The sequence below is a fragment of the Flavobacterium panici genome (assembly GCF_903819335.1).
Classification (GTDB): Bacteria; Bacteroidota; Bacteroidia; order Flavobacteriales; family Flavobacteriaceae; genus Flavobacterium; species Flavobacterium panici.
The window spans coordinates 99,499-123,239 of record NZ_CAIJDE010000064.1 but is presented as its reverse complement, the minus strand read 5'-3'; the positions used below and the strand labels follow the sequence as shown (position 1 = coordinate 123,239).

The following is a 23,741-nucleotide window of genomic DNA, read 5'->3' as shown; positions in this document are numbered from 1 at the left end:
TAAATTAGTGAAAATTCGCGTAATTCGTGAAAAAAAACTATTTGTCAAAAAGTTCTTTAACTTCAGTTTCAACAGGATGATCTGTGGTGAAATTATATCCCATGATTTTGGCAAAAGTCTGGGCGAATTGTTTTTGGTAGAATTGAGAATCTGTTTTGATTTCGCCTTTTGGAGTAATTTCAGGTCCCATTGCGGCGAACCAAATTTGTGATGCACCTTCAACATCAGCTCCGTGATCTGTCCATTGTGATTTTATTTTGTCGCCGCGGCCGTGATCAACGGTTATAAATATAGTTGTTTTGTTTTTGTACTGCGGATCATTTTGTACAAAATCCCAAATTTCTTTAATCCATTTATCTACCTGATTAACCGCATCTAAATACGATTTGTAATGACCATGATGCGCCCATTCGTCGGTTTCGCCGTAAGAGATATATAATACTTTTGGTTTCTTTGTTTTAAGTTCGTCCATTGCCTCATAATGTGTAAAAACATCAAGACATTCATCTTCGTGAAAAGGTTTAAACGAATTATTTCGCATTTCGTTTAATAGTTTTTGAGAGGCTGTAGGTTTGTTTCCGCCCACATTATCAAAAGCAGAAATTACCGGAAAACCGCTTCTTTCTTCATTTAAAATTCGGTCAAAAGCATCCCATGCACCAAAAGCAGCAACTTTCCCTTTTAGTTTAGATTGTTTATTCAGGAATTCCAGAACATTTACGTTTGGATTGGGTTTGTAACCGTTAGAATTTATCTGAACATCAACATTTCCAGTCATGATTTCGCTATATCCAGGATAACTAAACCAATACGGATTTGAAACATCTACTTTACTTCCAAGATCGCGATTTCCATAAATTTGCCCTTTCGAAGCAATTTCTGTCCAGAAAAAAGGCATGATTTTTTGACGTGATCCTGCAAAATCTGAAGCAGAATATTTTTTATAAATATAAGTACTGTCTCCCTGATTGAATTTTTTATCATTGGCAATTGCCGGATCTAATCCTTTAAAAACTTCCTGCCATCTAAAACCGTCAGTAGTTATGATTATAATGTTTTCTGTTTTTTGTGCAGAACAAAATAGGCTGGTTAAAATGAATACAATTAGAATTGCTTTTTTCATTTTTTAATGATTTAGAAGTTATTTGATATCCAAAACTAATCAATAATTCAAATCAACTTAATTCATATTTTTAAATATAACCATTAATTAACAGAGAATAAAATGGTTCTATTTCTAAAGCTTAAATTTTAATAATGCTTTTAAGTATTAGAAGTCTTTACAATATTTATAAAAAAAGATCCTGATTTAGAACTAAATTGCAGAAACCAAACGTTGTTTAATCTGTTAAGTTTAGTTGGAAAATCCATTTGATTAAGTATTTGAAATTCTAAATTTTCAAGCGTTTTAGTTCCTAAATATTGTATTTCGTTTTTTTCTTCTTTTATTTTTTCAAGCCATTTGATAATTGAATTTTCTATGTTTTCAGATATAACTTGAGTGCAATATGTTCCTCCGCGAAATTGAACAATGTACGTGAAAATGTGAGATTCGAGCTCATTCATAAATCAATGTTTTTCTGTAATCATCTTACTTTTTACAAACTACATTTCACAACTTCTACAAAATCCCCCTAGCCTTAATCTCTAAATACTTATTAATAGCATCCAAAGTCAAATTCTCAGGCTGTGTTAAAACCGAGTGGATTCCGTATTTCTTTAGTTCGTTTGCGATAAGACGTTTTTCAAACATGAATTTTTCAGCAATTACTTTATCGTAAACTTCCTGAATTGTATCTGTTTTTTTATTGATAATAGCGTTTAGTTCCGTATTCTGAAAAAAGACAACAACCAGTAAATGACTTTTTGCAATTCCTTTTAAATAGGGCAGCTGACGATGTAAGCCGTCCATGGTTTCGAAATTTGTATACAGAATAATCAAACTTCTTTGGTTGATGTTTTTCTTGATATCAACATATAATCGGCTGTAATCGCTTTCGAAAAAGTCGGTTTTGATGTTGTATAAAGTTTCAAGGATTTTTTGCATCTGCGAACCTCTTCTTTCTGCAAAAACTCTGTTTTCTACTTTTTTAGAAAAAGCAAAAATTCCAGCCTTATCCTGTTTTTTCAAAATTACATTTGATAAAACCAAAGTCGAATTTATAGCATAATCCAGTAAACTTAATCCATCAAAAGGCATTTGCATAACGCGCCCTTTGTCAATTGCCAAATAAACAGACTGTGATTTTTCGTCCTGAAACTGATTCACCATCAAAGCATTTTTCTTTGCTGTAGCTTTCCAGTTTAAAGTTCGAAGATCATCGCCCTGAACATATTCTTTGATTTGTTCAAATTCCATGGTATGACCAATTCGGCGGATTTTCTTGATTCCGTATTGATACAGATTATTCGAAAATGCTATTAAATCGTATTTTCTTAATTGAATATAAGACGGATAAGTTGGCACCATTTGATCTTTTGCAAAAGAAAATCTTCTTGAAATCAATCTTAATGGCGAAGAAACGTAAATGTTTAAATAACCAAAATGATATTCGCCGCGTTCGGTTGGACGAAGATCATATCCGATTTCTTTTTCTTCAGACGCTTTTACTCTTTTTGCAATTTTAAAATTACGAACCTGAAATTGAAACGGAATTTCATCAATTATCCTGACTAAAATTGGAAAAGTATAATGATTTCTGATTTTGATGTTTATTGGGTTTAAATCTCCATTTGAAAGCTTTTCGGGTGTAATTCTTTCTGCTTCAATTCCTGTTTTTGCCAGATATAATATTAAAATATCCAAGCCTAAAAAAGTGATCAAAACCAAAATAATAAACCAAACTGCGTTATACAAATTTGGAAAAATAAAAGCGCAGACAAATAATGCTATAATGCCCAAAAGCACATAGAAGAAGAAATTATTGAGATATAGACTTTTTATAAACTTCACTGTTTTTTATAGTTTCAGGTTTTAAGTTTCAAGTTCTCCTGCAAGGTTTTTAAAACCTTGTAGGTGTTTTTGACTTAGAATAAATAATATAATTAATACCTACGAGGTTTTGAAAACCTCTCAGGAACAGAGAACTATCTAGGAATCTCTACAGTTTCGATAATTTGTTTGATAATTTCAGAACTTGTAATTCCTTCCATTTCACGTTCCGGAGCAACGATAACACGGTGCTGTAAAACTGGAATTGCAGCTTCTTTAATATCTTCCGGAGTAACAAAATCACGTCCGCGAATGGCAGCGAAACCTTTTGAAGCGTTCAAAATTGCAATCGATGCACGAGGCGAAGCTCCTAAATATAAAAAGGCATTTTCTCTTGTGTTTACTACGATTCTTGCAATATATTCTAATAAGTTTTGTTCAACTCTAATTTGTTTAACTAAAGCCTGATACTGGTTTATTTCTGCAGAAGAAAGAAGTGTTTGGATAGCTTCTAATTTTCCGTGATCCTGCAATAAATGCTCTCTCTGAATAATCAGGATTTCTTCGTTTAATTTTGGATAATCGATCGTGATTTTGAACAAGAAACGGTCTAATTGTGCTTCCGGCAAACGGTAAGTTCCTTCCTGCTCAATTGGGTTTTGCGTTGCAATTACCAAAAACGGAGTTTCTAATTTATATCCGGAACCGTCAATTGTAATTTGACGTTCTTCCATAACTTCAAAAAGAGCGGCCTGAGTTTTTGCAGGCGCACGGTTGATCTCGTCAATTAAAATTAAATTAGAAAAGATTGGTCCTTTTTTGAATTCAAATTCTGAACTTTTTAAATTGAAAATAGAAGTTCCTAAAATATCAGATGGCATTAAATCCGGTGTAAACTGAATTCGGCTAAAATCAATGTTTAATGTTTTTGCTAATAACTTTGCTGTAATTGTTTTGGCAACTCCGGGAACACCTTCCAGTAAAACGTGACCGTTTGATAAAATAGCAACCAAAAGCTGGTCAACCATTTTATGCTGTCCCACAATTACAGTTTCGATTTCTTTTTTAATGGCGTTTACATGCTCTAAAAGCGGTGCTAAATTTATTCTGGTTTCAAAATTCACATTTTCATTTGTGATTTCTGTTTCTGGTGTATTAATATCGTCCATGTTTGGTGTGTTTTTTAATTCGTTTGTTTTATTTTTTTTGCCACAGATTATTAGGATTAAAAAAGATTTTTTTTAACTCTTTAATTTTAAATCTTCACAAATATTTTTAATGTATGATTTTTTCGATTGCATTATTAATTCGGATTAAATCCTGTTCAATACTGTCATGATAACTATTTCGGTGTTCGTTAATTAAAAATACCAGTTCCTGAATATCTTTTTCGTCTTTACCTGTTTTATGATGCAGTTTTTTAACAAACTCGTCATCCAGTTTTGTGGTGTCGATTAAATATTCAGTTCTGATTCTTTCTAAGAAATAAATGATTTTTTTATCAATTATATTCTTGTGATCTCCTTCCTGATAGTACAAATTACCAATTGTTTTGGTAAAATCAATTGTCAAATTTGATAATGGCTGCAAAATAGGAACAATTCTCTGTTTTCTTTTGGCATTAAATATCATAAAAATCAACATGCCGATCAGGAATAAATAGAAAGCCCATGCTAAGGCCGGCTGACTATATATATATCGAAGCGGCGACCCGGAAATATTTTCATCTGTCTGCAATTTTGTGTACCAAAAAACATCTCCTTTTGGAATATAAGAAAGCACATTTTCAGCATATTGATAACGATCCTTTTTGAGCAGATTATAATTTGTAAAAGCAACGGGATGTATGTGCAGAAAGAAATTTCCGTTTTTATAAGGAACTTTTATAAAATTTATGTTTTTCTTCTTTTTTGGATTTCCCTGATAACCTAAAACAATGGTGTTTAAAGTGTCAATCTTAGAAAAATAATCGGCAATATCGCCTGTTGATTTGTATGCTTTTCGACTCAGTTTTTTATTTGCCATCCAGACTAATGAACTATCTGTTGGACGGAAATTTGAAGTATATTCAAACTTCAAACTATCCAATAAAGGTTTTGGGAAATTTGCCATACTTAAAAAGGCATTATTTCCGTGTGAAACGAAATACATAATCTCTTTCATCGACTGATCGTCAATATTATTCTGTACAGAAATATTAACAAAAGTTCCTTTTACAGAATAAGTTTCGACTAATGAATCTTCATCGTATTTTGAATCTAAAAATTCATAAGGCGTTACAGTTGAAATTCTTTGGATTTTTTGCTTTTTTAAAATACCGCCAATTTCTTTATCAAAAACATATAACCCAAAAGGAATTTTGTCATTGACAGAATAAGTTGGACGCCAGTCAATAGGTTTTGGTTTGTCATAATCTGAAACCAGAATTAAGATAAAAATAAAAACCAGAACAGAAATGTATATTTTTATATTCTTATTCATTAACTAAAGGTTTTTATTGCATTCTTAAATCTACTCTGTGCCTTGTTGAAAGTGGTTTCATCAATTTCAAATTCACCATACCAAATGTAATTGTAGAGATATGACAAATATGTAAATTCTTCTCTATGAGCAGGTCTTTGAAGCTCATATAAATAATCGGAATTTGTTTTTTCGATATCCCATTCGATATAATTATTCTGGGCCATTATTTTTAAAAGCCAAAGATAATAGTATCGAATTGCAGCACGTTTTTCACCAGATTCAAGGCTTTCTTTGATTAGTTTTTCGAAATCTAAAAGGTGAATGTTTTTCTCGATATCAGAATAATAAACAGTTCTTTTATTAGAATTTTTGCCAAAAATCCATTGTCCTTCTTTATTAATAATTGCTTTAACGATTAAATAAATCATCAAAATAACTCCTAACGTCAAAATAACCCTGATCAATATACCTACAAAGTTTAAAGAAGCTTCGGTTGTGCTAAACGAAAACAGACTTCTAAAAATACTGGCAAGCCAGTCTTTAAAACGATCCCAAAGACTTTTTTCCGGAGCTTTATGTTCGTAAACAAAATCTGGATCGGTATATTTTTTCTGATAATTTTTTGAAAAAGTCTTGCTTTCAATTGAGTCTGAATCAATTTGAATATCTTTTTCAGAGTATTTTATCGAAGCAATTTTTGGAGGATCTTCCGTCACCAAAGAATCCTGCGCATTCGAAACACTGCAGAAAAGGAAAAAAGATAAAATAAATAAAATTTTATTCATTACTGGTTTAATTAATTCGGTTTGGCTGATAATTTATGCACTTTTTTGTAAACAATAGCAGGGTAAACCAAGTAATAAAATGAAATTATTGCTAAAGTAAATAATATTATAAAACTGCTTAACCAGTTAGGCATATCGATAGAATATCTCGTAATAAATCCTTCAAGAAAACCTGCGCCAATGGTAAAAGGGAAAGTGCTTAAAAATATTTTAAAACTGTTTTTAAAACCAATTTTAAAAGAATTAATTCTTGAATAGGTTTTAGGGAACAGGATAGAGGCACCCAAAATAAATCCGGCAGCAGTTTCAATTACAATACCAAAAATTTCCATTGCTCCATGAATCCAGATACCGCGTACACTTTTCCAGAAAACATTTTGCTCGTAAAAGAAATATTGAAATGAGCCAAGCATAATACCATTGTTCATTGCTACAAAAAAGGTTCCAATTCCTGCAAAAATTCCATACATATAACATTTTGCGCCAACATAAAGATTGTTCATTGTAATACCTACAAAGCTTCCCCAGTTAGATCCAGAGCCGTAAACCGCCATTGGGTTTCCTTTCTTGATATTTTCTAAAGTCATATTGACATAATCGTCGCCTAATATCAACCGAACAAAATTTGGATCGTAGCGTGCAGAAACAACTCCCATTGCAACGGTGGCAAAAAAGAGTACAAAAGCGTATAAAAGATATCTTTTGTATTCAAAAAGCAAAAGCGGGACTTCTATTTTAAAAAACTCTACAATTCTGTTTTTCTCCGTTCGCTTCGTTTTATAAATCTTTTGATAAATTTGTGAAGCCAAATGATTTAAATAGATAACTGTCTTACTTTTAGGGTAATAAGTTTGCGCATAGGAAAGATCATTCATTAATTGAATGTACAAATTAGCTAATTCGTCAGGATTTTTCTTAGCTTTACCGAAAATAGCTAGCTCAAATTCCAGCCATTTTTCTTTATTTTGTTTTATAAAGGCAACTTCTCTCATTGAGGGCTAAAATATAAAATATGTCAGAATTATCTATTAACACAACACAAAATGTCAAAATAAATTTTGTCGCTGCCTCTGTAGGCGAGCGATTAGGTGCTTATTTCATTGACGCAGGCATTAAAATTTCGTATATATTCTTTATTATTTGGGTGTTTTTTTACTGGATGGACATCGATAAGCTCATGACAAATTTAGATTCATGGTCCAGAGGAGCTATATTTTTGGTGTTGTTTTTTCCACTGATTATTTACTCGTTAACTTTAGAAAGTATTTTTGAAGGACAATCCTTTGGGAAAAAACTAGTAAAAATAAAAGTCGTAAAAATAGATGGTTATCAGGCAAGTTTTGGCGATTACCTAATTCGTTGGTTTTTTAGAATTATTGATTTTAGTTTATTCAATGGAATCATTGGTTTAATTGCTGTGGCTTCAAGTAAAAAATCACAGCGATTAGGAGATATGGCAGCGGGAACAGCCGTAATTACTTTAAAGAATAAAATTAATATCAGCCATACCATTCTGGAAGATATTGGTGAGGCTTATGTGCCGACTTATCCTTTGGTAATTAAATTATCGGATAATGATATGCGAATTATTAAAGAAACATATCAAAGTGCGCTGGCTAAAAATGATCATGAAATTATCTATAAACTGGTTGCAAAAATTGAAGGCGTAACCGGAATTAAAAATCAATCAGGAAATAATAACGATTTTATCAGGGTAATTTTAAAAGATTACAATTTCTATACGCAGCATATGTAATGAATTGACAAAGAGTTAATTCGTTGTGTTTCTTAGTGTTAATTATCCGTTTAAATTTTATAAATTTATCAGACGTGGAAAATCTGATTATAAATTAAATTCTAAATGATATGATGATTAAAAAATTAACTGCCGTATTATTGCTGTTTTTTGTATCTGTTTTTACTTTTGCTCAAGGCGGAAAAAAATTAGATAAAATTATTAAAAGAGATTATCAGATTATTGAAGGTACAATCAGCAAAATATCTGATAAAACGGTTGAATATTCTTTACCCGGAGAAACGCTGATAATATCTCTTGATGTTTCGCAAATAGCCAGAATCGATTTTGCTAGCGGGCGTTCGCAGACTTTTGATGTAAGTCAGGGAAATAATTCTTCTTCTAATTCGGCAGTTATTGCTGCAGCAGAGGTAAAACCCAATACAATTGCAGTACTTCCGGTTCCGTATTTAAATTCATATACACAGGAAAGCTCAGAAGACATGGCAAAATTTGCCCAGAATGATCTTTATAATAAACTGATTGATAAATCGTCAAATATTTTTCCGCTGACGGTTCAGGATTTAAGAACTACAAATAGTTTACTGCACAAAGCGGGAATTGATCACAACAATATTGATGAAACACCAATTGAAGATCTTGAAAAAATTCTTGGCGTTGATAATATTGTAGCCGCAAAAGTTTCCTATACCATGAATTCTGGAACAACTGCCACAACTTACAGCAGCGGAGACGCAAAAGTAAGTGACAATAATAAGAAGGTTAAAACCAACGATGTTTCGACAACAACCGCAAGCACACAGGTTTACTACTATTACACGGTTTATTTTGACATGTATAAAAATGCTTCAAAAATATATTCGCAAACTCGTAAACCGTTTTTGGCAATAAAAGACAGCTGGATGGATTCGATTACCTATTTATTAAAAAGAAGCCCTATTTATACAAAAAAATAACAAATTGAGGAGCTGCAATTAATTTAATCTTTGTATCTCTGCACCTTTAAATTTTTGCACCTTAAAGCATGTTTCACTTATTAGATATTATTGGCACAATGGCATTTGCAATGTCGGGAGCATTAACTGCGATGCATAAAAGACTCGATCCGTTTGGGGTTTTTATCATTGCATTTGTTACCGCTGTAGGCGGCGGAACGCTTCGTGATGTTTTAATTGGAAGAACTCCAGTAGGCTGGATGATGAATCTTCAATATGTTTATGTTATTATTTTAGGTTTCTTTCTGGCCATTATTTTCAGAAAAAAGTTTGACAAACTAAGAACTTCTCTGTTTTTGTTTGATACAATTGGTTTAGGGGTTTTTACCTTAATTGGTCTTGAAAAAGGAATCACAACTGGACTTCATCCTGTAATTTGTGTAGCATTAGGAACCATGACAGCTTGTTTTGGCGGTGTAATTCGGGATATTTTGTGTACCGAAATTCCAACGATTTTTAGAAGAGAAATCTACGCAACAATCTGTATTTTTGGTGGTATCGTATTCTTTGGACTTAAGAAATTAAATTTAGAAGATGATGTTTTGTACCTTGTGACTTCTGTTGTAATAATTTCAGTTCGTTTATTAGCGGTAAAATACAAATGGTATCTGCCGGCTTTTGAACATAAATAAAGATTTTTTTGTTTGCCACGAATTACACTAATTTTCACTAATTTCTTTTGTATTAAATTTCATTAAGCGGCTTTTATTCGTGAAAATTCGTGAAATTCGTGGCAAAAGAACAAACACCAAAAATGAATAAATACACCGTAAAAAAATACGATCAAAACGATTACAAATTGTGGAATGACTTTATTGTTCAGGCCAAAAATGCAACGTTTTTATTTCATCGTGATTTTATGGAATATCATAAAGATCGGTTTGAAGATTTTTCCCTTTTAATTTTTGAAGAAGAAAAGCTAAAAGCCATTCTGCCAGCCAATAAAAAAGAAAACTCCATTTATTCGCATCAGGGACTTACTTATGGAGGATTGGTTTTTTCGTCTAAATTAAATGCCGAAAAAACGGAATCAATTCTGGATTCGGTTTTATTATTTTTGAAAGAAAACGCGATTGTAACTTTTTATTACAAACCCATTCCCGTTTTTTATTTTCCGGAAGGAAATCAGGAACTTGACTTTTTTTTATTTAAAAGAGGAGCAGTTTTAGAACGAAAAGAAATGAATTTGGCAGCCAATTTAAATTCACCTCTAAAAATTTCAAAAAGTAAATTAAAACATTTTAGAAGAATTGAAAATCTAGATTTGGATATTATTGAAGAAGAAGATTTTAAATCGTTTTGGAATCAAGTTTTAGAACCGAGATTATTAGAAAAGTTTAATGAAAAACCCGTTCATTCAAAAGAAGAAATAGCACTTTTAAAAGAACGGTTTCCCAAAAACATCAAACAATTTTCAGTTTATCAAAATGATGAAATTATTGCTGGAATAACCATTTTTGAAACCCAAAATGTTGTAAAATCACAATATGGCGCCACTTCTAAAAAAGGAGAAGAAACGCGTGCGTTAGATTTTTTATTCATTAATTTGATCCACCGATACAAACGAAAAGGAAAACATTTTTTTGATATGGGAATTGTAAATGAACAAAATGAATCCGGCTATCATTCTGGTCTTTTAAAGCAGAAAGAAGAATTAGGCTGTGCAGTTTACAATCAGGATTTTTATAAATTGGATATAAAATGATACCGTTTCTAGATCTAAAAAAAATTAATGAACCGTATGAAACCGCTTTTCAGGAGAAACTGAAATTGGTTTTAGACAATGGCTGGTACATTTTAGGAAAAGAAACTGAAAACTTCGAAAAAGCTTTTGCCGAATATTGCCAAACTAAATATTGCATTGGAGTAGGGAATGGTTTTGATGCTTTGGTTTTGATTTTTAAAGGCTATATTGAACTCGGAAAACTCAAAAAAGGTGATGAAGTTATTGTTCCTGCTAATACTTATATTGCCAGTATTCTAGCCATTTTACAAGCCGATTTAGTTCCCGTTTTAGTTGAACCAAAATTAGAAACCTACAACATCAATCCTGATTTAATTCCCGAAAAAATTACCTCAAAAACAAAAGCCATTTTAGCGGTTCATCTTTACGGACAACTAGCCGAAATGGATAAAATAAACGAGATTGCAGAAGAACATAATCTTATTGTTGTAGAAGATGCAGCACAATCACACGGAGTTTCAAAATTCCAAAATTCTAAAACCCAAATTCCAAATTATAAAGATGTCACTCTGAGCGAAGTCGAAGAGCATTTAGGAGCGTCGGCACACAGCTTTTACCCAGGAAAAAACTTAGGCTGTCTAGGCGATGGCGGTGCAATTACAACCAACGATCCTGAATTAGCAAAAGTGCTATTTTCGCTTCGCAATTACGGTTCTGAGAAAAAATATTATAACGAATATATTGGCGTAAATTCACGATTGGATGAATTACAAGCCGCATTTTTAAACGTAAAACTGCCCAATTTAGATGCTGATAATGAAAAGCGAAGAACAGTTGCAAAACGTTATTTAGCAGAAATTAAAAATGATAAAATTAAATTGCCGTTTTGGGATTTTTCAAACAATCATGTTTTTCATTTATTTGTTATAAGAACTAAAAACAGAGATCATTTACAGCAGTATTTGACCGAAAATAATATTCAAACCGTAATTCATTATCCGTTACCGCCGCATAAACAAAACGCATTTCCAGACTGGAATAATTTATCATTTCCTATTACGGAAAAGATTCACAATGAAGTTTTAAGTTTACCAATGAGTCCTGTTTTGACAGAAACGGAAGTAAATTATATTATCGAAATTCTAAATCAGTATTAATTCGTGACTGATAGCAAAAAATCATATCAACAGATTTTAAAAACAACTTCACTTTTTGGAGGTGTTCAGTTTTTTTCGATTTTAATTTCAATAATCCGCACCAAATTAATTGCCGTTTTTATAGGTCCGGCCGGAATGGGAATTATAGCTTTACTAAATTCTACTTTGAATGTGTTAAGCAGTGTTTCGGGACTGGGAATCGAAACCAGCGCTGTCAAAAGTATTTCAGAAAATTTCAATAAAGACGATATTCGAATGGTTTCGATAACGATTCGGATTGTAAAAAGAATTATTTTTTTTACCGGAATATTAGGAATGGTTCTGACTTTAATTTTCTCAAAAGCTTTGAGTATTCTGACTTTTGGAGATTCCAGCCAAACGTATTCGTTTGTATTTCTTTCGCTTACTATTTTATTCAAACAATTATCTTCTGGACAATTGGCTGTTTTGCAAGGTTTAAGACATTTGAAGTTTTTGGCGAAAGCCAATTTTTATGGAAATTTATTCGGATTATTGTTTTCAATTCCGCTCTATATTTATTTTAAAATCGATGCTATAATTCCAACCATTTTGCTTGCATCTGTAACTTCATTGATTTTTTCTTTTTATTATTCAAATAAAGTACGAGTTGAAAGTAAGAAAGGAGAAATTACAAAAGAAGTCTTTGTAACCGAAGGAAAATCAATTGTAAAATTAGGTTTTATGCTTACCATAAGCAGTGTTTTAACGCTTTTGACAGCTTATCTAATTCAAATTTATATTGGAAAAACCGGAGGCTTGGAACAAGTAGGATTTTACAACGCCGGATTTACGTTATTAAACTCTTATGTGGGAATTATTTTTACGGTTATGAGTACCGATTATTTCCCGAAACTAGCTTCTATAAATTCTGATAATGATAAAGTTAGAATAAGCGTACAGCAGCAGGCTTTTATTTCGGTTTTGATTATAACGCCTATTATTGTTTTGTTTCTTGCTTTCAGTCCAATTATCGTTAAGCTGCTTTATACCTTAAAGTTTGAAGCTATTTTACCCATGATCTGCATTGGGATTTTAGGAATGCTTTTTCGCGCTGTTTCCTGGGCAATGGGATTTATTTTAATTGCAAAAGGCGATTCTAAAATACTTATAAAAACAGAGGTTGGTTTTAATATTTTATCTTTACTAATGAATGTTTCAGGATATTATTTTTATGGACTGGAAGGTCTAGGAATAAGTTTTTGTCTTTATTTTTTCTTTCATTTCATTGGGTTGAAAATCATAACCCAAAAACAGTACCATTTTTATTTCGAGAGAGATTTCTATCAAATATATTTTATTTGTTTTATCATTTGTATCATTTCTTTTTTATTCCGATTTATCGAAAATGAGGTTTTAAAAAATGGTTTGTTTGCATTGATGATTTTAATTTCTTTTGGTTTTAGTTTTTACAAGATAAATAAAAAGATAAATTTGAGCGAAATGTTAACGTCATTTGATCAACAAAAAAAAAGTAAAAAATGATCCGAAGCAGTTATAGAAAACTCCGAAGTTTTTATCATAAATTAAAGTTTTACTATTCGGTAAACTGGACCAAAACACTATACTTTAATTTTAAAAAATTTCCCTTTGAAATAGCTAAAAAGCTCCCGGTTTTCTTTTATAATAAAGTAACGTTTACATCGATACGAGGTGAAATAATAATAGAAGGGAAAATCAAAAAAGGAATGATTGGTTTTGGCCAGCCGTATGAGATAAATACGCGCCACAAAGGCATAGCAGAAATAAATATTACCGGAAAAATGGTTTTTAAAGGCCATGCACAATTTGGAAAAGATTATTTTGTATTTATTGGAGAAAACGGATATTGTGAATTTGGAAATATGGCTGCAATGGCTTCAAACGCTAAATTAATCTGCATTGAAAAAATTGTCTTGGGAAATTATGTGCAGTTAGGCGCCGATAGTCAAATCATAGATACTAACTTTCATGATATGATTGATACAAATACTGGAGAAAAACGAAAAAAAACGGGACCTGTTTTTATTGGGAATTATAATTTTAGCGGCAGTCGAATTTCGATAATGAAAAATACAAAAACTCCAGATTTTTGTACTATTGCAACCAATTCCTTTTGCAATAAAGATTACATTTCATGGGGGAATAATATTTTAATTGGCGGAATTCCGGCAAAGCTGATTCGTGAAAACATTTCAAGAGATTGGGAAGGGGAAAAGGATGAATTAGATAAATTTTTGACGATTTAAAAAATGCTTTTTTATACGCGGATGAAACGGATTTACTTCGTAAAGACGCGGATTAAAAGCGATTTTTTTATTATCTGTTTAAAAAATAAAATCCGTGTCAATCCGCGTCTTCGCTTTAGCGAATCCGTGTCAATCCGCGTTCTATTTTAGACATCGTTTTATCCTTTAAATAGTATACGAAACCGCTGCTTTATTTCAAGAAGAATATATTTTGACAGCAGCTTATAATTAGATGTTTTAAAGTTTAAAAACATCTCAAAATGGATTCGTTTTAAAATAGCTTTATGCTCTTGTTTTGTTCTGTTTAATTGAATCGCTTTCTTGATAATCAAATAAGTTGAATAATTGATTTTTCGGGACCTTGAATCGTTTTTGATATGAAAATGAGTTCCTAAAGATGTGGTCGTAATTCGTTTTTTAATTAAAATTTCATCGATATAATCAAAATCATATTTACGTGATGCCCGAATCCATAAATCTAAATCTTCATAAGCCAGATTTTCATCATAACCCTGTAAATCATCAAAAACCGATTTTTTAACCATTGATGAAACAGAGCAAATACTATTTCCTCCCGAAATTACACTCAAATAAATATCTCCGGTTTCTCTTTTTTCGATTGTTTTTTTGGATTCATCAACTGGGAAAAAATAAAAATAAGAATCGCCTTTTTCATTGATTAGTTCAGCATTTCCGTAAACAACCCCAAGATTTTCAAACCTGTTTTTTTCGAAAGTTTTTAATTGTAACGAAACACAATTTGGCAATAAAATATCATCACACGCTAAATCAATAATATATTCGCCTTTAGCAAGTTTTAGGGCTTTATTAAAGGATTTTGTGCTTCCTAAATTAGTTTCATTTTCAATAAATTGAATTTCAGGATAAGCTGCAATCCAGTTTTTTATAACTTCTCGTGAATTATCAGTACTAAAATCATCAACAATTATCAATTCAATAAAAGCATAATCCTGATTTAGAGCAGATAATAAACTCTGCAAAACAAATTTTTCATGGTTATAGCACAGGCATATAATAGTTACTAATGGATTATTGTACATATTGTTTTTAGAGGATTTAATTTTTTTTAATCTCGCAAAGATTTTTATTTTTAAGTTTTGTTTTTTATAAAACTTAGCGCCTTTGCGTCTTTGCGAGCAATTTTTCGTTGCTGAAGAAAAAAAGACTTAAAAAAATATCCCGCAAACATTGGACTCACTTTTTATGTTTCTATGTGTTAAAAAAAATATTACTTATACGAAAATAAGAAATCAAGAATGATATCATCTCACAAAAAAAAGAAAATTGCTCTTATTGGTTATCGTTTAAGCGGAGGCGGAAGCGATAAAGTAATGGCAAATTTGTCTGTTTTTTTTGAAAAGCAGGGATTTGAAGTTGATATACTTATTGTTATAGATGAAGTGAGTTTTCCCTATTCCGGAAAATTGGTAAACTTAGGATTGCTTAAAAATAAAAGCAACGGATTTTTTAATAAAGTCAAAAGGTTAAAGGTTTTAAGTGATTATTTAAACCAAAATCAGTTTGATTTTATTATAGATTTCCGCTTTCGCACCAAAATATTACAGGAACTTATTTTAGCCCGATTTATATACAATACCAAAACTATTTTTACGGTTCACAGCTTTTTAATCGATCATTATATGCCAAAAAATTCATGGCTGACACGATTGATGTACAATCATTGTTATGCGAATGTGGCGATTACAGACGAAATGAAAACGCTGATTGAAAGTACACATAAACTGCAAAATGTAATTACAATTCATAATCCGGTAAATCTTGAAGAAATTAAGGAAAAGCAAGATGAAAAAATTCATCTGGAATTTGATTTAATAATCGCAATTGGCCAATATGAAAACGAGATTAAACAATTTGATAAACTGATTTTAAGTTACAGCAAATCTAATCTGCCTCAAAAACAGATTCATTTGGTAATTATTGGAAATGGCGACGAAACAAAACTAAAAAAAGCTATTGGAGCAAATAATGTTTCCCAATATGTTCATCTTTTAAGGTATCAAAATAATCCGTTTAAATATGTACAAAAAGCTAAATTTTTAGTTTTATGCAGTAAAAATGAAGGTTTTCCAAATGTGATTTTAGAAGCCTTAGCCTGCGAAACTCCAGTTGTCTCTTTTGATTGTGATTTCGGGCCAAGAGATATGATTACTTCTTTTGAAAATGGTATTTTAGTCGAGAATCAAAATTGGGACAAACTAACGGAAGCAATGAATTTATTTACGGTTGATGAAAGTTTATATCAGCATTGTAAAAAAAATGCATTAAAAAGTATTGAACCTTTTTTATTAGAAAAAATTGGTCAGCAATGGTTAAATTTGCTTGAGGAACACTAAAAATATGACAACAATTCAAGATATTTCATTACTTAAAATTCCGGTTGTTGAAGACTTGAGCGGAAATTTAGCATTCATTCAAAGCGGAGTTCTTCCTTTTGAATTCAAACGTGTTTATTATCTTTTTGATGTTCCAAGCAGTGCTTTTCGCGGCGGACATTCGCATATTGAACAGCATGAAGTTTTGATTGCTTTAAGCGGAAGTTTTGAAGTAACGGTAAATGACGGAAAAGACAAAAAAAGCTATTTACTCAACAAACCCAATGTTGGATTGTATCTCCCGAAAGGAATTTGGAGAGAGTTAGAAAACTTTTCTTCGGGCGCAGTTTGCCTGGTTTTGGCTTCAGATGTTTTTGAAGAGACGGATTATATTCGGGATTATGAAACTTTCTTGAATTCTAAAAAATGAAACTGCTTTACATTGTTCCCAACATAAAAAATGCGGGAGGAGTTGCCAGAGTTTTGTCCATTAAAGCCAATTATTTTATTGAACACTTTGGTTACGAAGTTCATATTCTGTCACAAAACGAAGACGAAAATTCACCTTTTTACGATTTCAATTCTAAAATTTTCTTTCATAATATGATTTTGGAGGGAAATGTTTTTCATTTTCTAAACTCGTATAAAAAGCAGTTAAATCAAAAAATTACAGCAATAAAACCAGATGTAATTCTTGTTGCCGATAATGGTTTGAAAGCTTTTATTTTACCACTGATTGTTAAAACGAAAATTCCAATTGTTTTAGAGATTCATTCTTCTAAATTTATTGAAGAGCAATCAATCAAAACAAATATCTTTTCAAAATTAAAATATCGATTCAAAGATTTTGGTGCCAAAAAATATACTATAGTAGTTGCTTTATCTCGCGAAAATCTAAAACACTGGCATATTAATAACGCCGTTATAATTCCAAATCCTTCCTGGATTAAAACTGAAAATTTCGCAGCTTTAAAAAACAAACGAGTTATTGCCGTAGCAAGAAATTCGTATGAAAAAGGTTTAGACAGATTACTGTTAATCTGGAAAAAAGTAAGCCAAAAATTTCCAGACTGGACTTTAGATATTTATACCGATGAAGTTGATTCTTTAAACAACATTGTCATTGATTTAGGATTAACTTCCACAATGAATATTTTTAGTTTTGTAAAAAACATTAAAGAGAAATATCTTGAATCTTCTATTTTAGTTATGACTTCGCGATTTGAAGCATTTCCGATGGTTTTGATAGAAGCAATGTCTTTAGGTTTACCAAGTGTTTCTTATGATTGTCCTTCGGGGCCGAGATCGATTATTGCAGATAATGAAAATGGCTTTTTAATCCCGGATGGGAATGTAGATTTATTTGTAGAAAAACTTTCTGTTTTAATGGAAAATGAAGAATTGAGAATGAAATTTGGCGCAGCATCAAAAGAAAAAATGAAAGAATATCAGCTTGATCTTGTCATGAAACAATGGAAAACTTTATTAGAGAATTTCTAATTTGTTTTTATACTGCACAAATACGTTAATTTGTAAATATTAAGCAACGTTAAAGAAGGGCTTTTAGAGTTTAGCTGTTTTAAAATTAGTGTATTAAATGTTGTGAAAAATAACCCTGCCGTATAACGTAGTTTAAAACGTTTCAACAAATGATATGCCTTGAGTATTTTTAAAAAATCAGAATCAATTTGTTTTTTGCGATCAAGAATAAGCAGGTTTTCTAAACTGTTTTTTACTTTAGATATATAAATAAGATTCTCGTCAATATCGCCATGTTGAATCGCATTTTCGATATGTTTTACCTTAAAATGAGACTGACTTACCTGATAAGCAAAAAGTGTATCTTCATGTCCGTATTTAATTAAAGTAGAATCAAATTTTATCTTTATAAAACAATCTTTTTTAATTAATGTATTATTGAACATGAGGGTTTTATACAAAGCAGTATTTCTTTGAGAAACGGTTTTGTCTTCAATTAAACGTCCGTATTTCCAGCGTAATTTTTGTTTTTCAGAATAAATGTTTTCAGGATGAATTCGGCCGCCGTATACAATATCAAAATCGGGTATATTATCTAAATAGTTTTCTATGTAATTGGGGTTGATTACGATAGAATCGCCATCAATAAAAAGAAGATTTTGATATTGTGCTTTTGATGCCAAAAGATTTCTGTTAGAACTTAATCCAATGTTTTTTTCTAAAGAAACAAAAGAACAATGCTGTAGAGCATTTATTCGCTCATTTTCTTTATTCAGTACAGAATTTGAAGCATCATCCTGACACAGAATTTCAAAATTAATTCCAATAAAACGGCATTGTTCAGCAAGTTCTTCTACAAGCGAAAACACATTGTAATTATAAACCGGAATTAAAATAGAAAGCATTATTCTCTTTTTTAAAATATATTTGTAAAGGAAATGTTTTTTATTAAAATAATAAATCAAAAATGAATTTAAGGTCTCTTTATTATGCTATTTCTCCAAAGTCAAGATTTCTTGTTCGTAAGATTTATTATTTCCCTGCTGATTTTTGGAACTCTTTAAATAAAAAGAAAAACAAATATGAGCCGAAAAAAGGAGACATCTTTATTGGTTCCGGTGATTTTTTGTCACAAGGAAAACATCATTTAGAACTTTTAAAAGAATACTCATCGCTTCATCCTGATCATTCTGTATTAGATGTTGGCTGCGGAATTGGCCGCGCTGCCGTACCCTTAACGCAGTATTTGTCAACAAAAGGAAAATACGAAGGTTTTGATGTGGTGAAAAAAGGAATTGACTGGTGTCAAAAAAACATCAGCAAAGATTTCTCTAATTTTAATTTTCAGCACATTTCTTTAAACAATGACTTATACAATCTAACCAATCAAAAGGCAGAGAATTTTAAATTTCCTTATGAAGATAATTCATTTGATACCGTTTTTCTGTTCTCGGTTTTTACTCATATGCAGCCAAAGGAAATTCAAAACTATTTAAATGAAATTTACAGAGTTTTAAAGCCTGATGGAAAATGTCTTTCAACTTTCTTTCTTTACGATGATCAAAATGAAGATTATATTTCAAATGAAAATAAAGGATTCTGTTTTCCTTATCAAAAAGAAAATTACAGATTAATGAATGAAAAAGTTCCTTCTGCTAACATTGCTTTTAAAGAAGAATTACTTTTTGAGATGATTCAAAAAAGCCAATTAAAATTAGAAAATAAGATATACGGAACCTGGTCAAACAGAGCGGTTAATGACTTGTTTGATTATCAGGATATTTTAATTCTAAAAAAAGTTTAAGATTTATACGCTTCTTTGAACCACTTCGAAGATTCTTTCGTCTTCACATTTTAATGTTTTAGAAGGGAATTTCATCAACAAAGCATAATCATGAGTTGCCATGATAACGGTTTTACCCAGTGCGTTAATGTTTTTTAATACTTCTAAAACCTCAGAACTTGTCTGCGGATCAAGGTTTCCTGTAGGTTCATCGGCAAGGATAAATTCAGGATCGTTAAGTAAAGCTCTTGCAATTGCAACACGCTGCTGTTCACCGCCAGAAAGCTGGTGAGGCATTTTGTTAAGGAAATCTTTCATTCCAACTTTATCTAAAACCTCGTCGATTTTGTATTCCATCGCTTCTTTTTCAGTCCATCCAGTTGCTTTAAGAACAAAAAGCATGTTGTCCTGAACAGAACGGTCTGGAAGTAGTTTAAAATCTTGGAAAACAATCCCGATTTTACGTCTTAAATACGGAATATCTTTTTCTTTTAAAGTTGCCAAATCAAAGTCAACAATATGAGCTTCACCTTCTGTCAAAGGTAAATCTGCGTACAAAGTTTTTAAAAAGCTGCTTTTTCCGGAACCTGTTTTCCCAATGATGTAGATGAACTCTCCATGCTGAACATCTAAGTTAATATGAGATAAAATTTTTCTTCCTTCTTGATATATAGTGACTTCTTTAAGAGATAGTACGGTTTCTGACATAATAAAATTGATTTGAATGGTAAAAGTAATAAGTTAACGTATGTATTCAAAATAAATTTCAATCATTTCTTAAGAAAATTTGTAGAAAAAGGAATGAAAATTTAAACCATATAAGTTATATAAGTTCATTTTAGTTAATGTGCTAAAAGGTACTAGCTTATAATTACTTATATAACTTATAGGATTCATTTTAATTTTTTATAATGTCTCTAAAATGTTTGTTATTCCATGTTTGTTCATAATAAATTCAAGAAACGTTTCGTTATAAACGGTATAAAATGATAAATTTGAATACTAAATATAACTAAAATGCATAGACTTTCCTGGTTCTTTTTATTCCAAATTATCCTTACTTCGACCTTAGTTTCGGCACAAAAATCAGCTATTTATACTTACGATTTAAAGGATTTTGACAAAGCACAGGCTTTATATAACGACAAACAATACGCTTCGGCACAACATATTTTTGAGTATGTAAAAAATAATACGGCACAAACAGAAGAGGTAAAATCAGACTGCGCTTATTATATCGCCAATTGCGCCATTAGAACCAATCAGCCTAATGCCGATGCTTTGATGGAAAAATTCGTAGAAGATTATCCAACAAGCACCAAACAAAATCAGGCATATATTGAAGTGGCACAATATTTCTTCGAACAAGGAAATTATCCAAAAGCTTTGCAATGGTTTGACAAAGTTGATGAAGGTTACATGAGCAAATCAGAATCGGATAAATTTAATTTCCAGAAAGGATACAGCTATTTTACTGCTAAAAAGAAAAAAGAAGCAACAACTTATTTTAATAAAGTTGTAAACTCTCCAGAATTTGGTTCTCAAGCCAAATATTATTTAGGATTTATGGCGTATGAAGGCGACGATTATAAAGAAGCAACTAAATATTTTGATGAAGTTTCGGGCGAAGAAAAATACAAAGAAAAGCTTTCGTATTATCAGGCCGATATGAATTTCAAACTAGGAAATTTCCAAAAAGCAATTGATTTGGGCCAAAAAGCAATGGCGAAATCAAATGAAATGGAAAAATCGGAATTGAATAAAATTATTGGTGAAAGTTATTTCAACTTAAAACAATATGAAAAAGCGATTCCGTATTTAGAGCAATACGCTGGTAAAAAAGGAAAATGGAATAATACTGATTTCTACCAATTGGGTTATGCGTATTACGAGCAGAAAAATTACGAAAAAGCCATTTCTCAGTTCAATAAAATTATTGAAGGAAAAGATTTCGTAGCTCAAAATGCTTATTACCATTTAGGTCTAAGTTATTTAAATACAGGTAAAAAACAAGAAGCTTTGAATGCATTTAAGAATGCTTCAGAAATGGATTTCAATGCACAGATTCAGGAAGATGCAGCGCTGAATTATGCAAAAGTGAGTTATGATATTGGAAACGCTTATCAAACCGTTCCGGGAATTTTACTTGATTTCTTAAAAAAATATCCAAACAATTCCAGCAGGGCAGAAATAGAAAAACTTTTAGTTGACTCTTATATTTCGACTAAAAACTACAAAGAAGCTTTGGCTTTATTAGAAAAAAACAGAAGTGCTGAAAACAAAGCGGCATACCAAAAAGTACTTTTTTACAGAGGAGTTGAATTGTATAATGAATCGAATTATACAGAAGCCGGAAAAATGTTTAAAAGTGCGATCAGCGAGCAAAAAACACCTGAATTTACAGCACGTGCTACTTTCTGGAAAGCAGAAACAGAATATGTTTCAGATGATTTTCAGAATGCTTTATTGACATACAAACAATTTGCCGGACTTGCCGCAGCAAAATCTACAGACGAATATAAAAACATCAATTATAATATTGGTTATACGTATTTTAAACTGAAAGAATACGATCAGGCGGCGAACTCGTTTCAGGCACAGATCGATAATACTCCTTCTGATAAAGTACGTTTAAATGATTCGTATTTACGTTTGGGAGATTCACGTTTTGTAAATTCTAAATATGCTCAGGCAAATGAAGCTTACGGAAAAGCAATGGATGCAAAAAGCGTTGATGCCGATTATGCTCAGTTTCAAAAAGCACTTTCGTATGGTTTTATGTCTAAAAATGATCAAAAAATCAACGAGCTGAATAACTTCCTAAAAATGTACAAAAAATCAGAATATCGCGATGATGCTTTATTCGAATTAGGAAATACGTATGTGGCGGATAAAAAGAATGATTTAGCAATTAAAACATACGATCAGTTGATTTCTGAATACAAAAACGGATCTTTTACTTCAAAATCTATTTTGAAACAAGGTTTGATTTATTACAATTCAGATCGTGATGAACAAGCGCTGGCAAAATTCAAAAAAGTAGCCGCTGAATTTCCAAAAACGCCGGAAGCACTTGAAGCCGTTTCGACAGCAAGATTAATTTATGTTGATTCAGGAAAAGTGGATGAATACGCAACCTGGGTTAGAACTTTAGATTTCGTTTCGGTTACAGATGCGGAATTAGATAACGATACTTACGACGCAGCTAACAAGCAATACAGTCAAAACAACAGTAAAGCAGCGATTACAGGATTTGCAGGTTATGTGAGCAAATTTCCTTCGGGATTGCATGCTTTAGAAGCTAATTTCAATTTAGCGCAATTATATTATGCGGAAGGTTCTGAAACAAAATCAACTCAGAATTATCAATATGTAATTGACCAGCCAAGAAACGAATTTACAGAACAAGCGTTAAACCGACTGGCTCAGATTTATTTAAAAGCGAAAGATTGTGATAAAGCGATTCCGGTTTTAGTTCGTTTAGAAAGTGAAGCCGATTATCCGCAAAATAAAAACTTTGCACAGGCTAACCTGATGAAATGTTATTATGACAAAAAAGATTATGACAATTCAGTTATTGCTGCAGATAAAGTTTTAGCTAATCCAAAAGCCGATGCCAACGTAAAAGCTGACGCACAGATTATTGTTGCACGCGCTGCAATTCAAACCGGAGATGAAGACAAAGCAAAAGCAGCGTATGCAAAATTGTCTACAACTTCAAAAGGAGAATTAGCAGCAGAAGCATTGTATTATGATGCTTACTTTAAAACCAAGGAAGGAAAATTTGAGGCATCGAATGCAGCAGTTCAAAAACTGGCAAAAAGCTATTCTGCTTACAAATATTACGGAGCAAAAGGTTTGGTTTTAATGGCGAAAAACTTCTACGGATTAAAAGACAGCTATCAGGCAACATACATTTTAGATAACGTAATCAACAATTTTACAGATTATCCGGATGTTGTTGAAGAAGCGAAAAAAGAATTAAGTGCGATTAAGGCGGAAGAATCAAAAACGAATTCGTCTATTAATAAATAAGAAAAAAAGAGTATAGAATATAGAGCATAGAAAATAGATTAAAGCAAAGATTTGAAGTTTATTCTCTTTATT

22 protein-coding genes are annotated in these 23,741 nt (G+C 31.5%); 12 read left to right on the top strand and 10 right to left on the bottom strand.

Annotated elements, in window-relative coordinates:
• Positions 1–37 precede the first annotated feature (37 nt).
• The 7 genes from FLAPXU55_RS22880 to FLAPXU55_RS22850 all read right to left on the bottom strand — a co-directional run bounded on the left by FLAPXU55_RS22880 (position 38) and on the right by FLAPXU55_RS22850 (position 7,172).
• The gene (locus FLAPXU55_RS22880) at positions 38–1,123 is read right to left on the bottom strand and encodes a phosphoglyceromutase (RefSeq protein ID WP_180861623.1); all 1,086 of its coding nucleotides are present in this window, start codon (positions 1,121–1,123) and stop codon (positions 38–40) included.
• Between the two features lie 140 nt (positions 1,124–1,263).
• Entirely contained in the window at positions 1,264–1,566 is a 303-nt protein-coding gene (locus FLAPXU55_RS22875) for a hypothetical protein (RefSeq protein ID WP_180861621.1), read from the bottom strand.
• Between the two features lie 55 nt (positions 1,567–1,621).
• Positions 1,622–2,953, bottom strand: a complete 1,332-nt coding sequence (locus FLAPXU55_RS22870) for a DUF58 domain-containing protein (protein ID WP_180861619.1) — start codon at positions 2,951–2,953, stop codon at positions 1,622–1,624.
• 134 nt (positions 2,954–3,087) lie between these two features.
• Positions 3,088–4,101 (bottom strand): AAA family ATPase, encoded by a 1,014-nt coding sequence (locus FLAPXU55_RS22865; protein ID WP_053471012.1) that lies wholly within the window; start codon positions 4,099–4,101, stop codon positions 3,088–3,090.
• A gap of 106 nt (positions 4,102–4,207) precedes the next feature.
• On the bottom strand, positions 4,208–5,413 hold the full coding sequence (locus tag FLAPXU55_RS22860) for a DUF4350 domain-containing protein (protein ID WP_053471011.1): 1,206 nt from the start codon (positions 5,411–5,413) through the stop codon (positions 4,208–4,210).
• Complete coding sequence (locus FLAPXU55_RS22855) at positions 5,413–6,180, bottom strand: DUF4129 domain-containing protein (protein WP_180861617.1); 768 nt, start codon at positions 6,178–6,180, stop codon at positions 5,413–5,415. The genes FLAPXU55_RS22860 and FLAPXU55_RS22855 overlap by 1 nt, the downstream gene beginning before the upstream one ends.
• Before the next feature lie 11 nt (positions 6,181–6,191).
• Positions 6,192–7,172 carry a stage II sporulation protein M gene (locus FLAPXU55_RS22850; protein ID WP_180861615.1) on the bottom strand — a complete coding sequence of 327 codons (981 nt, stop codon included), beginning with the start codon at positions 7,170–7,172 and terminating at the stop codon, positions 6,192–6,194.
• A gap of 20 nt (positions 7,173–7,192) precedes the next feature.
• Here FLAPXU55_RS22850 and FLAPXU55_RS22845 point away from each other — a divergent pair, with 20 nt between their 5' ends.
• The 7 genes from FLAPXU55_RS22845 to FLAPXU55_RS22815 all read left to right on the top strand — a co-directional run bounded on the left by FLAPXU55_RS22845 (position 7,193) and on the right by FLAPXU55_RS22815 (position 14,018).
• The gene (locus FLAPXU55_RS22845) at positions 7,193–7,936 is read left to right on the top strand and encodes an RDD family protein (RefSeq protein WP_180861613.1); all 744 of its coding nucleotides are present in this window, start codon (positions 7,193–7,195) and stop codon (positions 7,934–7,936) included.
• Positions 7,937–8,046: 110 nt separating this feature from the next.
• Positions 8,047–8,892 (top strand): hypothetical protein, encoded by an 846-nt coding sequence (locus tag FLAPXU55_RS22840; protein ID WP_180861611.1) that lies wholly within the window; start codon positions 8,047–8,049, stop codon positions 8,890–8,892.
• Positions 8,893–8,960: 68 nt separating this feature from the next.
• Positions 8,961–9,563, top strand: coding sequence for a trimeric intracellular cation channel family protein (locus FLAPXU55_RS22835; protein ID WP_180861609.1), 603 nt, complete (start codon positions 8,961–8,963; stop codon positions 9,561–9,563).
• A 122-nt stretch (positions 9,564–9,685) separates the two neighbouring features.
• The gene (locus FLAPXU55_RS22830) at positions 9,686–10,636 is read left to right on the top strand and encodes a FemAB family protein (protein WP_180861607.1); all 951 of its coding nucleotides are present in this window, start codon (positions 9,686–9,688) and stop codon (positions 10,634–10,636) included.
• Positions 10,633–11,772, top strand: coding sequence for a DegT/DnrJ/EryC1/StrS family aminotransferase (locus FLAPXU55_RS22825; protein ID WP_180861605.1), 1,140 nt, complete (start codon positions 10,633–10,635; stop codon positions 11,770–11,772). The genes FLAPXU55_RS22830 and FLAPXU55_RS22825 overlap by 4 nt, the downstream gene beginning before the upstream one ends.
• A 3-nt stretch (positions 11,773–11,775) precedes the next feature.
• A complete protein-coding gene (locus tag FLAPXU55_RS22820; RefSeq protein ID WP_180861603.1) occupies positions 11,776–13,275 on the top strand; it encodes an O-antigen translocase in 1,500 nt (499 codons plus the stop codon).
• Positions 13,272–14,018 (top strand): acyltransferase, encoded by a 747-nt coding sequence (locus FLAPXU55_RS22815; protein WP_235992147.1) that lies wholly within the window; start codon positions 13,272–13,274, stop codon positions 14,016–14,018. The genes FLAPXU55_RS22820 and FLAPXU55_RS22815 overlap by 4 nt, the downstream gene beginning before the upstream one ends.
• A gap of 158 nt (positions 14,019–14,176) precedes the next feature.
• Here the strand turns inward: FLAPXU55_RS22815 and FLAPXU55_RS22810 are convergent, their stop codons facing one another.
• On the bottom strand, positions 14,177–15,079 hold the full coding sequence (locus tag FLAPXU55_RS22810) for a glycosyltransferase family 2 protein (protein WP_180861601.1): 903 nt from the start codon (positions 15,077–15,079) through the stop codon (positions 14,177–14,179).
• Between the two features lie 216 nt (positions 15,080–15,295).
• Here FLAPXU55_RS22810 and FLAPXU55_RS22805 point away from each other — a divergent pair, with 216 nt between their 5' ends.
• The 3 genes from FLAPXU55_RS22805 to FLAPXU55_RS22795 are packed head-to-tail and all read left to right on the top strand — an operon-like array spanning position 15,296 to position 17,872.
• The gene (locus tag FLAPXU55_RS22805; RefSeq protein WP_180861599.1) at positions 15,296–16,393 is read left to right on the top strand and encodes a glycosyltransferase; all 1,098 of its coding nucleotides are present in this window, start codon (positions 15,296–15,298) and stop codon (positions 16,391–16,393) included.
• A gap of 4 nt (positions 16,394–16,397) precedes the next feature.
• Positions 16,398–16,802: a sugar 3,4-ketoisomerase gene (locus FLAPXU55_RS22800; protein WP_180861597.1), complete on the top strand. Its 405-nt coding sequence runs from the start codon at positions 16,398–16,400 to the stop codon at positions 16,800–16,802.
• Positions 16,799–17,872 carry a glycosyltransferase family 4 protein gene (locus FLAPXU55_RS22795; RefSeq protein ID WP_180861595.1) on the top strand — a complete coding sequence of 358 codons (1,074 nt, stop codon included), beginning with the start codon at positions 16,799–16,801 and terminating at the stop codon, positions 17,870–17,872. The genes FLAPXU55_RS22800 and FLAPXU55_RS22795 overlap by 4 nt, the downstream gene beginning before the upstream one ends.
• Here the strand turns inward: FLAPXU55_RS22795 and FLAPXU55_RS22790 are convergent.
• The gene (locus tag FLAPXU55_RS22790; RefSeq protein WP_180861593.1) at positions 17,869–18,756 is read right to left on the bottom strand and encodes a glycosyltransferase family 2 protein; all 888 of its coding nucleotides are present in this window, start codon (positions 18,754–18,756) and stop codon (positions 17,869–17,871) included. The genes FLAPXU55_RS22795 and FLAPXU55_RS22790 overlap by 4 nt on opposite strands.
• Positions 18,757–18,818: 62 nt before the next feature.
• Here FLAPXU55_RS22790 and FLAPXU55_RS22785 point away from each other — a divergent pair, with 62 nt between their 5' ends.
• On the top strand, positions 18,819–19,655 hold the full coding sequence (locus tag FLAPXU55_RS22785) for a class I SAM-dependent methyltransferase (RefSeq protein WP_180861591.1): 837 nt from the start codon (positions 18,819–18,821) through the stop codon (positions 19,653–19,655).
• A gap of 3 nt (positions 19,656–19,658) precedes the next feature.
• Here the strand turns inward: FLAPXU55_RS22785 and FLAPXU55_RS22780 are convergent, their stop codons facing one another.
• Entirely contained in the window at positions 19,659–20,342 is a 684-nt protein-coding gene (locus FLAPXU55_RS22780; RefSeq protein WP_053471180.1) for a cell division ATP-binding protein FtsE, read from the bottom strand.
• Positions 20,343–20,651: 309 nt separating this feature from the next.
• Between FLAPXU55_RS22780 and FLAPXU55_RS22775 the strand changes: the two genes are divergently transcribed.
• The gene (locus tag FLAPXU55_RS22775) at positions 20,652–23,669 is read left to right on the top strand and encodes a tetratricopeptide repeat protein (protein WP_180861589.1); all 3,018 of its coding nucleotides are present in this window, start codon (positions 20,652–20,654) and stop codon (positions 23,667–23,669) included.
• Positions 23,670–23,741: the final 72 nt, after the last annotated feature.

Coding starts and splice junctions, on each gene's coding strand:
- FLAPXU55_RS22785 (WP_180861591.1), top strand. CDS start 18,819: ATGAATTTAAGGTCTCTTTATTATGCTATTTCTCCAAAGTCAAGATTT.
- FLAPXU55_RS22880 (WP_180861623.1), bottom strand. CDS start 1,123: ATGAAAAAAGCAATTCTAATTGTATTCATTTTAACCAGCCTATTTTGT.
- FLAPXU55_RS22825 (WP_180861605.1), top strand. CDS start 10,633: ATGATACCGTTTCTAGATCTAAAAAAAATTAATGAACCGTATGAAACC.
- FLAPXU55_RS22805 (WP_180861599.1), top strand. CDS start 15,296: ATGATATCATCTCACAAAAAAAAGAAAATTGCTCTTATTGGTTATCGT.
- FLAPXU55_RS22850 (WP_180861615.1), bottom strand. CDS start 7,172: ATGAGAGAAGTTGCCTTTATAAAACAAAATAAAGAAAAATGGCTGGAA.
- FLAPXU55_RS22790 (WP_180861593.1), bottom strand. CDS start 18,756: ATGCTTTCTATTTTAATTCCGGTTTATAATTACAATGTGTTTTCGCTT.
- FLAPXU55_RS22780 (WP_053471180.1), bottom strand. CDS start 20,342: ATGTCAGAAACCGTACTATCTCTTAAAGAAGTCACTATATATCAAGAA.
- FLAPXU55_RS22840 (WP_180861611.1), top strand. CDS start 8,047: ATGATGATTAAAAAATTAACTGCCGTATTATTGCTGTTTTTTGTATCT.
- FLAPXU55_RS22835 (WP_180861609.1), top strand. CDS start 8,961: ATGTTTCACTTATTAGATATTATTGGCACAATGGCATTTGCAATGTCG.
- FLAPXU55_RS22810 (WP_180861601.1), bottom strand. CDS start 15,079: ATGTACAATAATCCATTAGTAACTATTATATGCCTGTGCTATAACCAT.
- FLAPXU55_RS22845 (WP_180861613.1), top strand. CDS start 7,193: ATGTCAGAATTATCTATTAACACAACACAAAATGTCAAAATAAATTTT.
- FLAPXU55_RS22875 (WP_180861621.1), bottom strand. CDS start 1,566: ATGAATGAGCTCGAATCTCACATTTTCACGTACATTGTTCAATTTCGC.
- FLAPXU55_RS22800 (WP_180861597.1), top strand. CDS start 16,398: ATGACAACAATTCAAGATATTTCATTACTTAAAATTCCGGTTGTTGAA.
- FLAPXU55_RS22795 (WP_180861595.1), top strand. CDS start 16,799: ATGAAACTGCTTTACATTGTTCCCAACATAAAAAATGCGGGAGGAGTT.
- FLAPXU55_RS22860 (WP_053471011.1), bottom strand. CDS start 5,413: ATGAATAAGAATATAAAAATATACATTTCTGTTCTGGTTTTTATTTTT.
- FLAPXU55_RS22775 (WP_180861589.1), top strand. CDS start 20,652: ATGCATAGACTTTCCTGGTTCTTTTTATTCCAAATTATCCTTACTTCG.
- FLAPXU55_RS22830 (WP_180861607.1), top strand. CDS start 9,686: ATGAATAAATACACCGTAAAAAAATACGATCAAAACGATTACAAATTG.
- FLAPXU55_RS22855 (WP_180861617.1), bottom strand. CDS start 6,180: ATGAATAAAATTTTATTTATTTTATCTTTTTTCCTTTTCTGCAGTGTT.
- FLAPXU55_RS22865 (WP_053471012.1), bottom strand. CDS start 4,101: ATGGACGATATTAATACACCAGAAACAGAAATCACAAATGAAAATGTG.
- FLAPXU55_RS22815 (WP_235992147.1), top strand. CDS start 13,272: ATGATCCGAAGCAGTTATAGAAAACTCCGAAGTTTTTATCATAAATTA.